Here is a 12,970-nt window from a genome sequence, read left to right as displayed (position 1 = left end):
TACATTGCGGATGCGGGGCTGCCTGGTGCGTGCGAGAACTGTATTCCCGGGCCCATACGACTCCCTAGGGAGCTGTCCCTGACCGGGTCCCTGGACCCGGACACACGGCGCCCACCTACTTTAGTAGGTGTCCCGGGATCGAAATCTCCACGGCCAAGGTGGCTCCGTACTTCCATCATGACCAACGTACTCTCCGACAGCGCCGCCCACAGGAAAGCCGCCCTGCGCGAGGCCGCCCTGGCGCGCCGCGACGCGCTGGAGATCGACGATCGGCTCGAATGGGACCCGGTAATTGCCGAGCGGGCGCTGGCGCTGTCGGACCTGTCGGGAGATGGTCCGGTCTCGGCCTATTGGCCGATGCGCTCGGAGGCCGATCCGCGCCCGATCCTGGAGGCGCTGCACGCGCAGGGCATGCCGCTCTGCCTGCCCGCCATCGTCTCGGGCGCCATGCGGTTCCGGCGTTGGGCGCCATGGGAGCCGATCGTGCCGGGCGGTTTCGGGACGCTTGTTCCCGAACCGAGCCAAACCGAGGTCAAGCCGAGGATCCTGCTGGTTCCGCTCGCCGCCTTCGACCGACGCGGTTTCCGCATTGGCTATGGCAAAGGCTATTACGACCGGGCGTTGACCGAACTCGGTCCGGTCACGAGCATCGGCATCGCCTATGCCGTGCAGGAGATCGAGGCGGTGCCGGACGAACCGCATGATCGCAGGCTCGACTGGGTGGTGACCGAACGGGAAGCGATACGCTGCGGTTGATTCTGCCGCGCATTCGCGCGACGGAGGACGCCTCGCAGCCATCCGAGTTCTCATCCCATGCGTTTTCTCTTCCTCGGCGATATCGTCGGCCGTCCCGGGCGGGTCGCGGTGCAGGAGCGTCTGCCGGCCCTGCGCCAGCGCTGGAGCCTCGACTGCGTCGTGATCAACGGCGAGAACGCGGCGGGCGGCTTTGGTATCACCGAGGCGATCTGCGACGAACTGCTCGCGGCGGGTGCGGACGCGGTCACGCTCGGCAATCATTCCTGGGATCAGCGCGAGGCGCTCGTCTTCATCGAGCGGCAGGACCGGCTGGTGCGGCCCGCGAACTACCCGACGGGTACGCCGGGGCGCGGCGCCACCGTGATCGAAGCTGCCAATGGCGCGCGGGTGCTCGTCGTCAATGCGATGGGGCGCATCTTCATGGATGCCCTCGACGATCCCTTCGCCGCTGTGGCGCGGGAGATTTCGGCCTGCCCACTGGGCGAGGTCGCGGATGCGGTGATCGTCGACTTCCATGCGGAGGCGACGAGCGAGAAGCAGGCGATGGGCTATTTCCTTGATGGCCGTGCGAGCCTCGTCGTCGGCACCCACACCCATGCGCCGACCGCCGATACGCGCGTGCTGCCTGGCGGCACCGCCTTCCAGTCCGATGCCGGCATGTGTGGCGACTATGATTCGGTGCTCGGCATGCAGAAGGACGAGCCGATCCGGCGTTTCCTGCAGAAGACGCCCGGCGCGCGGCTCGAACCCGCCACGGGCGAGGGCACGCTGTCTGGCGTCGCCGTCGAGATCGACGATGCGACAGGGCTGGCGAAGGCGGTCTGGCCAGTCCGGCTGGGCCCGCATCTGAGCGAGGCGGTGCCTGTCGGCTGGGAGCGCGCCTGACCGCGGGGGCCCGCCTCAGGCGGCGCGATTGCGCTGCATCAGGTGATCGAAGGCATCGGCAAGCGAGGCGGCCTTGGCGGCCAATGTGCCGGCGAGGTTGAGCACGTCGCCGACGCTGTTGCCGGCCTCCTGCGCCATCAGGCTGACGCCGCTGACGCTTTGCGCCACCTCTTCGGTGCTCTGGGCGGCGAGATTGACGCTGCGGGCGATCTCCTGCGTCGCGGCGCGCTGTTCCTCGATGCCGCTGGCGACAGTGGCCGTGGTCTGGTCCATCTGCCGGACGAAGGAGACGATGCGCTCGATCGCGGCGACGGCTTCATGGGTCGCCATCTGCATCGAGGGCACCTGGGCTGCGATCTCGTCGGTCGCCTGCGCCGTGCGGGCGGAGAGCTGCTTCACCTCGGTTGCAACGACCGCGAAGCCGCGCCCGGCCTCGCCGGCGCGGGCGGCCTCGATCGTGGCGTTCAGCGCCAGCATGTTGGTTTGGGCGGCGATGGTGCGGATCATCTCGACGATGGAGCCGATGGTCTGCGCCGAATGCGCCAGGCTCTTGACGATGATGTCGGTCTCGAGCGCGGCGGCGTTGGCGTCATGGGCCATGGTGGCGGCGCGCGACACTTCGATCGCGACCTGATCGAGGGAGATCGACAATTCCTCGGCCGCGCCCGCGACGCTGTGGACATTGGTCGAGGCCGCGTCGGAGGCCTGCGAGGCGACGATCGCCTGGGTGCCGGTGTCCTGGACCACGCCGTTCATGGTCTTGGCCATGGCCTCGACGGTGCCGGCGCCGGAATTCACCGCACCGACGACCTCGCGCACGGTGACCCCGAAGGCGGCGAATTCGGCACTGACGCGCTCGCCGCTCTGGCGTTGCACTTCGGCATAGGTTTCCAGCAGCAGCTCAAGATCGAGCTGGGCGGCCTTGTTGAGCGCGGCGCGCAGCGCGATGCGGCGGCGGAATTCCTTGCGGCGCCAGAAGCCGTTCATCGCCCGCAGCGCGTCGCGGTCGAGGCCCAGTTCGGCTCCGATCCGGTTCGAGACGATGGCGTGGCAGATGACGACCGCATAGGCGGGGACGCCGTGATCATGAAAGGCGCCGGCGAGACGATGCGCCGATTCCATGAAGCCGTCGCCGAGTTCGCCCGAAGCCAGCTTGATCCAGTGGGCGAGGCGCAGCGCATGCACTTCGGGCAGGCGCAGTGCCTGCGCGGTTTCGGGCCAGGGCTCGAACTGGGGGTGCAGCTCCTCCAGCAGCGTGGGCAGCCGCGTCCTTGCGAACTCTGATTGCTGGCGCAGCAGCTTGAGGTCGAACGGTTCGATCTGGAAGGCGCGGAAGCGCGTCTCCTGTTCGGCGATCGGATTGCTGGCGATCGGGTTGCTGGAAAGAGTCGTCATGAAGTCCGGATTCTTGGCGCGCCGCTCATCGGCACGCGGTCGACTCTGGAAGCTCATGGCAAATATTGACTTAACAGAACCGCCCGGTCGGGACGATCATGCGCAATTGCGGCTCGCTGGGGCCGTTGCGGTGGCTCTTGTCCTGTGGCTTGCCTGTCGCCGAAGCCGGCGCTTATAAGGCCGGTCTCCCGCCATGGCCGCCGAAAGACGGGCTAGGCGATGTGCGCAGACGTGACAGCAGAGGCTGAATTGCCATGGCCGGCCATTCCCAGTTCAAGAACATCATGCACCGCAAGGGCAAGCAGGACGCCGTGCGCGCCAAGCTGTTCTCGAAGCTGGGCCGCGAAATCACAGTCGCCGCCAAGATGGGCATGCCCGATCCGAACATGAACCCGCGCCTGCGCATGGCCGTGCTGGCCGCGCGCGCCGAGAACATGCCCAAGGACAATATCCAGCGCGCCATCAACAAGGCGGCCGGCGGTGAGGGCGATAACTATGACGAGGTCCGCTACGAGGGCTACGGGCCGGGCGGCGCTGCCGTCATCGTCGAGGCGCTGACCGACAATCGCAACCGCACCGCATCCGCCGTCCGCTCCTATTTCACCAAATCGGGCGGGGCGATGGGCGAGAGCAACTCCGTCTCGTTCATGTTCAACCGCGTCGGCGAGATCAGCTATCCTGTTGAGGCGGGCGATGCCGACAAGCTCATGGAGGCGGCGATCGAGGCTGGGGCCGACGATGTCATCACCGACGAGAGCGGCCACACTATCCTGTGCGCTTTCGATGCGTTGAACGAGGTCTCGAAGGCGCTGGAGGCGGCGCTGGGCGCGCCGGCTTCGGCCAAGCCGGTCTGGCGGCCGACGACGACGGCTCCGCTCGACGAGGAAAAGGCCGCCTCGATGATGCGTTTGATGGAAGCGCTCGACAATGACGACGACGTCCAGAACGTCTTCGCCAATTTCGAGATCGCCGACGAGGTGATGGCCAAGCTCGGCATGGCTTGAGGGGCTACGCCGTCATTTTCGGGTGATGCCTTCGCGTCATGGTCGGGCTTGTCCCGACCATCCACGCCTTCATCTGCCGAGTGCAGTGGCCAAGACGTGGATGCTCGCCACAAGGGCGAGCATGACGGGCGCGGCTCAGCGCCCGATCAACCCGTCCCATACCGGCAGGCTGACCAGCGCGCTCAGGAAAATGACGAGATAGGCGATGCGGTGGAAGGCGGCGTCCGAGGCCAGCCTGAAGCCATGCGTGCCGGCCCAGAGACCCACGCCATAGACGGCGCAGAGCGGCAGCGCCATCAGCGCGGCCCCGGTCGTCAGGATGCCGTTCAGCCACAGGATCGTGCCGCCGATCAGTGTCGATATGCCGAAGAAGGTTTGCAGATTGGCGCGCGTCTTATGCTTGTCATTGCGCTGCGCGCCCAGCCAGAACACCGCGAGCGGCATGCCGCCGATGCTCGCCATGCCGTTGAACAACCCCGACAATACACCGACGCCGAGCGAAAGCGGGATGCCCGGCCGGCCGTGATAGCGCCAGCCGGAGGCCATCAGCGCGACGGCGGTGAGCACGAGCCCGGCCAGGATCCAGCGCATGGTCTCGCGATCGAGCCAGATCAGGAGCCAGATGCCGGCCGGCAGCGCCAGCGTCGCGGTGGCGAGCAGCGGCAACACCTCGCGCCATTCGGCGTTCTTGGCGCTGCGTGCCGCCAGCGGCAGCGCATAGGGCAGGTCGATGAACCAGATCAGCCCCAACGCCGCGACCGGCCCGAGCACGATGCTCGCCAGCGGCATGAAGACCATGGCGAAGCCGAAGCCGGTGAAGCCGCGCACGATTCCGCCGAGGGCGGTGGCCGCCAGCAGGATCGCCAGTCCGGAAGTCGAAATGCCGGGAAGGAGCGCGTTCAGGAGGTCGTTCATCTGCACAGCGCGAGAGGAGAAGAAAGTTCTCTTCGCACCAACATGGATCTCCGGCTGCGGGCAACCCTTTCCTTGTGATGCGATCGATGCGCGCCGGTCATCGATCGTTAGGACGGAGATGGAACAAAGGGTGTCCACGGTTTAGGCTCAACTTCACATGGCAGCTCCGATTCGCATTCTTGGTCTCGACCCCGGTCTCCGGAAGACTGGCTGGGGCATCGTCGTTTCGGAAGGCAGCAAGCTCAGCTTCATCGCCTGCGGCTGCGTCGAGAGCGACGGCACGCTTTCGCTGGGCGAAAGGCTGCGGCAATTGCATGAGGGCATCAGCCGCGTGATCGCGACCTGGACGCCCGACGAAGTCGCGGTCGAGGAGACCTTCGTCAACCGCGACCCGCAATCGGCGCTGAAGCTCGGCCAGGCACGCGGTATCGCCCTGGTCGTGCCGGCGTTGGCGGGGTTGGACGTGGCGGAATATGCGGCCAACCTCGTCAAGAAGACGGTGGTCGGCGTCGGCCATGCCGACAAGAAGCAGGTCCAGATGATGATCCGCGTGTTGCTGCCCAAGGCGGAGACGAAATCCGCGGATGCGGCCGATGCGCTGGCGGTCGCGATTTGTCATGCCCAGCATCGCGGCATGCGGACCCTGGTCGCGCAGATGCGGGCTTCCGCGTGAGGCGCTACAGCTTGTATCCAGCTCTAAGCGGCGAGGCCTTCGATGATCGGTAAGCTCAAGGGCCTGATCGATTCCTATGGTGAGGATTTCGTCATCCTCGACGTGCAGGGCGTCGGCTATGTCGTGCAATGCTCGTCGAAGACCCTGCAGCGCCTGCCCAAGCCCGGCGAGGCGGCGGCGCTCTCGATCGAGACGCATGTGCGCGAGGATGCGATCCGGCTCTACGGTTTCCTGTCCGACAATGAGCGCGACTGGTTCCGGTTGATGCAGATGGTGCAGGGCGTCGGCGCCAAGGTCGCGCTTGCGATCCTGTCGATCCTGGAGCCTGGCGCGCTGGCGACCGCGATCGCCACCAACGACAAGGCGGCCGTGGCGCGCGCCTCCGGCGTCGGGCCCAAGCTCGCCCAGCGCATCTGCGCCGAGCTCAAGGACAAGGCCCCGGCCTTCGGCCATATCGATCCCGGTGTGGCGCAGCTCGCTGGTGCGCTGGAGGACAGGAAACTGCCGCAGCCGGTGGCGGATGCGGTCTCGGCGCTGTCCAATCTCGGCTACCCGCAGGCGCAGGCCGTGGCGGCCGTGGCGGCGGCGTCGCGGGCGGCGGGCGAGGGGGCCGGCACGGCGCAGCTCATCAAACTCGGGCTGAAGGAATTGGCGAAGTGAGCGCACCCGGCGCCGGCATCATCCGCGACGTCGAGGACAAGAGCGCGTTCCTGGCGCTGATGATGGCGAGCTGGGGCTCGCGCAGCATGATGATCGGCCTGCATGTCTATGATTGCGCCGAGCTCGATCTGCTCGGTGTCTTCGCGCCGGATGGCGAGGCGATGGCCTATGCGAGCTGGACCATGCGCGGCGACGTCGCACTGCTCTGTGCGTTGCACTCCGTCGCTCCGGCGCAAGGCGCGGCGATTCAGCTTCTCGACGCGGTCAAGGCCGCGGCCAAGGCCAAGGGGGCGGTCAAGCTGCGGGCGATGCTGACCAATGACAACATGCCCGGCCTCGCCTTCTACCAGAAATGCGGCTTTCGCTTCTCGGGGCTTTATGTCGAGGCGATCGACGCCTATCGCTCGGTGATCCCGACGATCATCAAGACGGGCTATCAGGGCCTGCCCGTGCGCGACGCGCTCGAATTGGAGATTGAATTGTGAGCGATGCGCCGCGCCGTCCCGGCCTGATGACAGCCGACCGCCGCGACGACGACAGCGAGAGCTCGCTGCGGCCGCTCTCGCTTGCCGATTTCACCGGCCAGGCGGCGGCGCGGGCCAATCTCCAGGTCTTCATCAACGCCGCCAAGTCGCGCGGCGATGCGCTCGACCACGTCCTCTTCGTCGGGCCGCCAGGGCTGGGGAAGACCACGCTGGCGCAGATCGTGGCGCGCGAGCTCGGCGTCAATTTCCGCTCGACCTCGGGGCCTGTCATCGCCAAGGCCGGCGATCTCGCGGCGCAGCTCACCAATCTCGAGGAGCGCGACGTGCTCTTCATCGACGAGATCCACCGACTCAGCCCGGCGGTCGAGGAAATCCTCTATCCGGCGATGGAGGATTATCAGCTCGATCTGATCATCGGCGAGGGGCCGGCCGCGCGCTCGGTCAAGATCGACCTGCCCAAATTCACCCTGGTCGGCGCGACCACCCGGGCCGGCCTGTTGACCACGCCGCTGCGCGACCGCTTCGGCATCCCGATCCGCCTCCAGTTCTACACGGTCGAGGAATTGCAGGGCATCGTCGCGCGTGGCGCCCGCGTGCTCGGCGTGCCGATGTCCGATGACGGCGCCAATGAGATCGCCAAGCGTTCCCGCGGCACTCCGCGCATCGCCGGGCGTCTGCTCAGGCGTGTGCGCGACTTCGCCATCGTCGACGGAGACGCCATCGTCACGCGCTCGGTCGCCGACAAGGCGCTGCATCTGCTCGATGTCGATGCGATCGGCCTAGACCAGATGGACCGGCGCTACCTCACCATGGTCGCGATCAATTTCGGCGGCGGCCCGGTCGGGATCGAGACGATCGCCGCCTCGCTTTCGGAGCCGCGCGATGCGATCGAGGAGATCATCGAGCCGTTCCTGCTGCAGCAGGGCTTTATCCAGCGCACCCCGCGCGGCAGGCTTCTGACGCCGCATGCATTCCGGCATCTCGGCATGCCGGAGCCGGCGCGCGAGACGGCGCAGTTCGGGCTGTTCGGGGATGGCGAGGAGGAGTGATGCTGTCGACGATTAGGTTTGCTCGGCTGGCGATGGCGTTGACGCTGCTGCCGGCTGTCGGGCCAGGGGCGGCCTATGCGGCTGAAACCTCACCCGAAGCCACGGTCCGCGAGGCCTATGCGATCACGATCCGCGAGCTTGCCGACATCGAGGCCGGCAAGGTCGCCCAGCCGCCCTTCCGGCCGCCGCACCGGCAGCGATTGATGACCAAGGAGCTCTCGGCGCTGTTCGCGCGTGACGAGCAATTCATGAAAGAGAGCGGAGATCAGGGCAATATCGGCTCTGATCCCTTCATCAGCGGGCAGGATGGCGAGGTCAAGCAACTGCGCGTCACCGTCGCCGAGCGCTCGGTCGCGAGCGCTACGGTCTTCGCCGACTTCATCAGCTTCGGCCCGGTGCGCGTCACCTTCCGGATGAAGCTGGAGGATGGGCGCTGGCGCATCGACGACATCGTCAACCGGATGGAGGGCAAGGACTACACGGTCCGCAGCCAGCTTTCGCAGCCCTATGACTGCGGCTCCTTCATGAAAAAGCCCTGCAAGCGGTAGAGCATTTTCGAGCGAAGTGGGCACCGGTTCGCGTGAAGACAATGCGATAAAACAAGAAGCTAGAGCATTTTCGCGTTTCGGAGATGCGCGGAAATGCTCTCGCTCCTAACCCGAGCTGTCGATCGCAGGCTCCGGGCAGATATATGCCGTAGGCCTGCTTCCTTCGAGGCAGGGGCGTCGGTGGGCTTGCCTCCTCATCTGAGATTGCGCCATCGCTCCCAGGACGTCCGCTGTCGCGGCGGCCATGCGAGCGCGAAATCCTCGGCGGCATTGTCGAAATTGGGGCTGTAGAACGGATCGTTCAGCAGCTCGCCGCGCCAGGACGCCTGCATGAAGCGGCATTCGCGGTGGAAGCGGTCGCGGGTGTCCGGCCTGTCGTCAGAGGGACGCGAAGCCGATTCGAGATGGTAGAGTACGGCATTGGGCGTCCAGACGACGCGCAGGCCGTGCTGGCGGACCTTCATGCACAGGTCGACGTCGTTGAAGGCGACCTTGAGCCTGGTGTCGTCCAGGCCTCCGACAGCCTCGTAGACCTCGCGGCGAATCGCCAGGCAGGCCCCTGTGACGGCGCCGACGTCCCGGGTCAGGCCGAGATGGCCGAAATAGCCGGGATCCGTGGCGCTGCGGAACAGGCCGATATGGCCGGCGATGCCCGGGCCGCCGTCGAATGAGCCGGCGCCGAGCCTGACCCCGGCATGCTGGATCTTTCCGCTGCCGTAGAGGAGCTTTGCGCCGACAGCGCCGATATCGGGCCGGACCGCGAGGCTGACGAGCTCGTTGAGCCAGTCATCGGCGATGACCTCGATGTCGTTGTTGAGCAGGAGCAGGATATCGCCCCGCGCCTGGCGGACGGCGACATTGTTCAGGGCGGAGTAGTTGAACTCCCCGTCGATGCGCAGGATGCGCACGCTTTCGTCCTGCTCGAGGGTGTCCAGGAGAGCCAGCGCATCGTCCTCGACGCTGCCATTGTCGACGACGATGATCTCGAGCGCGGGATAGGCCGTCTTCTGCAATAGCCCCTCCATGCAGCTGCGCAGAAGTGCGGCGCGATCACGCGTCGGCACGATGACCGTGACGAGGGGCGCGGGATCGGGAACCGGCCATTCGACGCGGTTCCATATCCTGGCGAGCGGCGCTTCCGAGACCTTGGCAGCGCTGTGCCCCATGCGGTCGAGATGCCGCCTCACGGCCATGCGGGCATTGCGCAGGCAGGCTTCCAGGCGCCGCTGCGAGAAAGAACTGCCGCCGGATTCCTGCCGCCAGTGATACAGAACGAACGGAATATGCCTGATGCGGCTTGGATCGATCGCTTCGATCGCGCGCAAGGCGAGATCGTAGTCCTGGCTGCCGTCCAGGGATGGATCGAGTCCGCCGACCCGCTCGAGCAAGGCCCTGCGGTAGACCGCGAGATGGTTGATCAGGTTCTGGCCCAGCAACAGATCGTAACTGTATTCCGGCTTGAAATAGGGCTCGCTGCGCCGGCCCGCCTCATCGACCTTGTCCTCGTCGGAAAAGAGGAGATCGGTCCCGGGATGCCGCTCCAGCTCGGCGGCGATTTCATAGAGAGCCCGTTCCGCCAGGAGGTCGTCATGGTCGAGCAGGGCGACGAATTCGCCCGTTGCGAGCGCGAGCGCACTATTGGTCGCCTCCGCGATGCCGCCGTTTGTCTCGCGTCGAATCCAGCGAATGCGCGAGTCCAGCGCGGCTTGCTCGCGCAGGATGTCGGTGACCTGGCTGGAGGGCGATGCGTCGTCGGCGATGCAAAGCTCCCAATGCGGATAGACCTGGCCCCGGACCGACTCGATCGTTTCGCGCAGGACGCGTGCAGGCGTCTGATAGGCCGGAACCACCACCGAAATCAGCGGGCGGCGCGGCATTGCCGCGATATGGCGGCGGATCGCAGACCGGTCGGCGGCGCTCAATGTGTCGTAGGACGCAATCCATTTGCTGTAGGAAGAGCCGCCCGGCCGCCGCTGGGCCGGAGGCGCGAAGGGGGCCGCTAGCAGGTCGCCCACTGCCGGCCAGCCGCCGCTCGAGTAGCGCTGCCGGGCCAATTCCAGACGCCGGGACATCCGGTGCGGGGTCGCCAGCCAAAAGCACAACCGTGTCGCTGTGCGCGCATAGGAGCCCTTACGCTGCCACCATGTGCTGTCGGCTATCTTGTAGACTGTCTGATGCAGAGCCATCCGCGCCTCGTGCTGCGTCCGGACGGAACTGCCCGGCAACCGTTGTCGCTGCGGATGCCGCTGCCGTGGCGTGGCGCTTCTTGGGCAGTTGATCGACGGAAATGTCGCCTGGCGTTGCCGGATTGTTTCAGGCTCGGGGCCGTGCCGGACCTTGCTCTCACTCTTGGGATGAGAGACGGATTCAGATGTCAGATGGGATCACTTTGTGATTCCATCTGACATCATCTGGCTCTAGAGGGCCGGTGCACCCATCGCCGAGGCTCGCCATTTCCGCATGCGGCGCCTTCGCTCAGCAGAGTATTTGATCGTGACCGTCCACCGGCTTTCCGTCCGCGTCTATTACGAGGACACCGATTTTTCCGGCGTCGTCTACCACGCCTCCTATCTGCGCTTCATGGAGCGCGGGCGCACCGAATTGATCCGGTCGCTAGGCATCGCGCAGCGCGAATTGTTCGATGGCGGCACCGCGCTCGGCTTCGCCGTGCGCAAGATGGCGATCGAGTTCATCAGGCCGGCGGTGATGGACGATCTTTTGACGGTGGAGACACGCTCGGTCGCGGCGCGCGGGGCGACGATGGATGTCGAGCAGCGGGTGCTGCGCGGCGAGGAGGTCCTGGTCACGGCCCAGGTCCTGGTCGCCTGCGTCGGCGGCGGGCGGGCGCGGCGGATTCCGGACGGACTCAGACGCAGACTCGAGGGTGGGACGGACGACGCGTAATGTGTGGTCGACGCTGGCCTGGCGCCATGTTAGCGCTCGATACATGAGCTGGAAGCGCACCACCCCCGATCCGCCACGCGGCTATCATCACGGCAATCTCAAGGAAGAGCTCGTGCGCGCCGCGCTCGGGCTGATCGGGGAGAAGGGGCCCAACGGCTTCACCTTCGCCGAGGCCGCGCGGCTTGCCGGCGTCAGCCCAGCCGCGCCCTATCGGCATTACCGTGACAAGGACGCGCTGCTGGCCGATGTCGCGGCGCGCGGCTTCCTGGTGTTCGAGGCGGCGCTGTCGCGCGCCTGGGACCAGGGCAGGCCGGATCCCGAGACGGCGTTCCACCGGCTCGGGCGCGCCTATCTTGCCTTCGCCCATGACGAACCGGCCTATTACTCGGCGATGTTCGAGGCCGGGGTGCCGCTCGATGCAAGCCCCGAACTGCGCAGCGCGGCGGATCGCGCTTTCCAGGGCCTGCGCGCCGCGTCGGAGGCGCTGATCGCCTTGCTGCCGGCGGCGAAGCGTCCGCCGGCGCTGATGATGGCGCTGCATGTCTGGGCGATGTCGCATGGCGTGGCTGCGCTGTTCGGCCGGGCCGATGGCGGCCGGCGGCCCTTGCCGATGTCGGCGGCCGAGCTGCTCGAAGCCGGCATGCTGATTTATCTGCAAGGGCTGGGACTGGGCTCACTCAAGGATCCGAGCCCATGACCGAGGTAACGGACACACAGATCGACGAAGCGATCCTCTCCGAATTAGAGCCAAATTCTCTTAAGACCGCCCGGATCATGGTTCTCGTTGGAGAGCGGTTTCATGCTTCGGATCCATCATTCCTCGATAGGGTCGAGGCCCGTATCGGTGTGTTGATCGAGGCTGGAAGCGTCAAATTGTGCGGTAACTTGGCAAATTGGCGCCGTAGCGAGCTTGCCTTGATGCCGTCCGATGGATGAGCAGCCTCGGCTGCCTCCGCCTTCGAGATCTGGCTAGGGGACGTCCGTCCGAGCGACCTTGACAAAAGTCCCGGTCGCATCCATTTATGTAAATGTGATTTACATTCACTCCTTTCACGGTGAGGGAACAATGCCGATCGTCGCGAAGCTGGACGAGTTTGGGAGAGGGGCCTGGATCGCGTTCACGGTCCTGGGCTTCATGGTTTGGTGGCCTCTGGGTCTGGCGACCCTGGCCTTTACGATAGGGAGTGGTCGCATGGGATGCGGATATGCCGGGGCCGGCCGTCAGGAATATCGGATGAGCCGTCTCCAGGAGAAGATGGACCGCCTGCGTAGCCGCATGGGCGGTGAGGGTAGTGGTTTTGGTGGCGGCGGCTGGCATCGCGGCCCGTCGAGCGGCAACCGCGCCTTCGACGAGTATCGCCAGGAGACGCTGCGCCGTCTCGAGGATGAGCAGCGCGAATTCCACGACTTCCTGGGACGGCTGCGCATGGCCCGGGACAAGGCCGAGTTCGACCAGTTCATGGCTGACCGGCGCGGCGGAGAGCCTACTCCTCCCACCGCTGGCTAGAGCAGGGTGCGAAAAAGTGGGAACCGGTTTTTCGCATAGATCCTGCTCTAACTCTTAGGCGAGAGACGGATTCAGATTTCAGCTGGGATCACCCTGTGATCCCAGCTGAAATCATCCGGCTCTGACGCTTTAGACGCATAACGACCTGTCGTTGCAATCTCGCCCGCCCCGGACAACCGGGGCGGGCGT

The 12,970-nt window shown here is 66.0% G+C and carries 15 protein-coding genes and 1 other RNA gene; 13 read left to right on the top strand and 3 right to left on the bottom strand.

Features of this window, described 5'->3' with window-relative positions; translation table 11 throughout:
- Nucleotides 1-12: 12 nt before the first annotated feature.
- The 3 genes from ssrS (at nt 13) to BMZ97_RS08935 (ending at nt 1,641) form a co-directional block, all read left to right on the top strand.
- Nucleotides 13-169: non-coding RNA, 6S RNA (gene ssrS / locus BMZ97_RS08945), on the top strand.
- Between the two features lie 8 nt (nt 170-177).
- Entirely contained in the window at nt 178-756 is a 579-nt protein-coding gene (locus tag BMZ97_RS08940) for a 5-formyltetrahydrofolate cyclo-ligase (protein WP_092167586.1), read from the top strand.
- A 57-nt stretch (nt 757-813) separates the two neighbouring features.
- Nucleotides 814-1,641 carry a TIGR00282 family metallophosphoesterase gene (locus tag BMZ97_RS08935; RefSeq protein WP_092167584.1) on the top strand — a complete coding sequence of 276 codons (828 nt, stop codon included), beginning with the start codon at nt 814-816 and terminating at the stop codon, nt 1,639-1,641.
- Between the two features lie 15 nt (nt 1,642-1,656).
- Here the strand turns inward: BMZ97_RS08935 and BMZ97_RS08930 are convergent, their stop codons facing one another.
- Nucleotides 1,657-3,036, bottom strand: a complete 1,380-nt coding sequence (locus BMZ97_RS08930; protein WP_175525486.1) for a globin-coupled sensor protein — start codon at nt 3,034-3,036, stop codon at nt 1,657-1,659.
- 254 nt (nt 3,037-3,290) lie between these two features.
- Between BMZ97_RS08930 and BMZ97_RS08925 the strand changes: the two genes are divergently transcribed.
- Nucleotides 3,291-4,040 (top strand): YebC/PmpR family DNA-binding transcriptional regulator, encoded by a 750-nt coding sequence (locus BMZ97_RS08925; protein ID WP_092167581.1) that lies wholly within the window; start codon nt 3,291-3,293, stop codon nt 4,038-4,040.
- A gap of 135 nt (nt 4,041-4,175) precedes the next feature.
- Here BMZ97_RS08925 and BMZ97_RS08920 read toward each other — a convergent pair whose 3' ends face one another.
- Nucleotides 4,176-4,955 (bottom strand): sulfite exporter TauE/SafE family protein, encoded by a 780-nt coding sequence (locus tag BMZ97_RS08920; RefSeq protein WP_092167579.1) that lies wholly within the window; start codon nt 4,953-4,955, stop codon nt 4,176-4,178.
- Between the two features lie 157 nt (nt 4,956-5,112).
- Here BMZ97_RS08920 and ruvC point away from each other — a divergent pair, with 157 nt between their 5' ends.
- The 5 genes from ruvC to BMZ97_RS08895 are packed head-to-tail and all read left to right on the top strand — an operon-like array spanning nt 5,113 to nt 8,370.
- Nucleotides 5,113-5,628, top strand: coding sequence for a crossover junction endodeoxyribonuclease RuvC (gene ruvC, locus BMZ97_RS08915; protein ID WP_092167577.1), 516 nt, complete (start codon nt 5,113-5,115; stop codon nt 5,626-5,628).
- Between the two features lie 42 nt (nt 5,629-5,670).
- A complete protein-coding gene (ruvA, locus tag BMZ97_RS08910; protein WP_092167576.1) occupies nt 5,671-6,288 on the top strand; it encodes a Holliday junction branch migration protein RuvA in 618 nt (205 codons plus the stop codon).
- Nucleotides 6,285-6,773 carry a GNAT family N-acetyltransferase gene (locus BMZ97_RS08905; RefSeq protein ID WP_092167574.1) on the top strand — a complete coding sequence of 163 codons (489 nt, stop codon included), beginning with the start codon at nt 6,285-6,287 and terminating at the stop codon, nt 6,771-6,773. The genes ruvA and BMZ97_RS08905 overlap by 4 nt, the downstream gene beginning before the upstream one ends.
- Nucleotides 6,774-6,799: 26 nt before the next feature.
- Complete coding sequence (ruvB, locus tag BMZ97_RS08900) at nt 6,800-7,822, top strand: Holliday junction branch migration DNA helicase RuvB (protein WP_092168862.1); 1,023 nt, start codon at nt 6,800-6,802, stop codon at nt 7,820-7,822.
- Nucleotides 7,822-8,370, top strand: a complete 549-nt coding sequence (locus BMZ97_RS08895) for a DUF3828 domain-containing protein (RefSeq protein WP_092167572.1) — start codon at nt 7,822-7,824, stop codon at nt 8,368-8,370. Before ruvB ends, BMZ97_RS08895 begins: the two co-directional genes overlap by 1 nt.
- 194 nt (nt 8,371-8,564) lie before the next feature.
- Here the strand turns inward: BMZ97_RS08895 and BMZ97_RS08890 are convergent, their stop codons facing one another.
- Complete coding sequence (locus BMZ97_RS08890) at nt 8,565-10,556, bottom strand: glycosyltransferase family 2 protein (protein WP_092167571.1); 1,992 nt, start codon at nt 10,554-10,556, stop codon at nt 8,565-8,567.
- Between the two features lie 307 nt (nt 10,557-10,863).
- Here BMZ97_RS08890 and ybgC point away from each other — a divergent pair, with 307 nt between their 5' ends.
- The 4 genes from ybgC to BMZ97_RS08870 all read left to right on the top strand — a co-directional run bounded on the left by ybgC (nt 10,864) and on the right by BMZ97_RS08870 (nt 12,781).
- Nucleotides 10,864-11,274 carry a tol-pal system-associated acyl-CoA thioesterase gene (gene ybgC / locus BMZ97_RS08885; RefSeq protein WP_092168858.1) on the top strand — a complete coding sequence of 137 codons (411 nt, stop codon included), beginning with the start codon at nt 10,864-10,866 and terminating at the stop codon, nt 11,272-11,274.
- A gap of 43 nt (nt 11,275-11,317) precedes the next feature.
- Nucleotides 11,318-11,971, top strand: a complete 654-nt coding sequence (locus BMZ97_RS08880) for a TetR/AcrR family transcriptional regulator (protein WP_092167569.1) — start codon at nt 11,318-11,320, stop codon at nt 11,969-11,971.
- Nucleotides 11,968-12,210, top strand: coding sequence for a hypothetical protein (locus BMZ97_RS08875; protein WP_092167567.1), 243 nt, complete (start codon nt 11,968-11,970; stop codon nt 12,208-12,210). Before BMZ97_RS08880 ends, BMZ97_RS08875 begins: the two co-directional genes overlap by 4 nt.
- 130 nt (nt 12,211-12,340) lie before the next feature.
- On the top strand, nt 12,341-12,781 hold the full coding sequence (locus tag BMZ97_RS08870; protein ID WP_092167566.1) for a DUF2852 domain-containing protein: 441 nt from the start codon (nt 12,341-12,343) through the stop codon (nt 12,779-12,781).
- The last annotated feature ends 189 nt before the right edge of the window (nt 12,782-12,970 follow it).

It is taken from the genome of Allobosea sp. OK403 (genome assembly GCF_900113835.1).
GTDB lineage: Bacteria > Pseudomonadota > Alphaproteobacteria > Rhizobiales > Beijerinckiaceae > Allobosea.
This window is presented reverse-complemented; position numbering and strand designations above follow the sequence as displayed.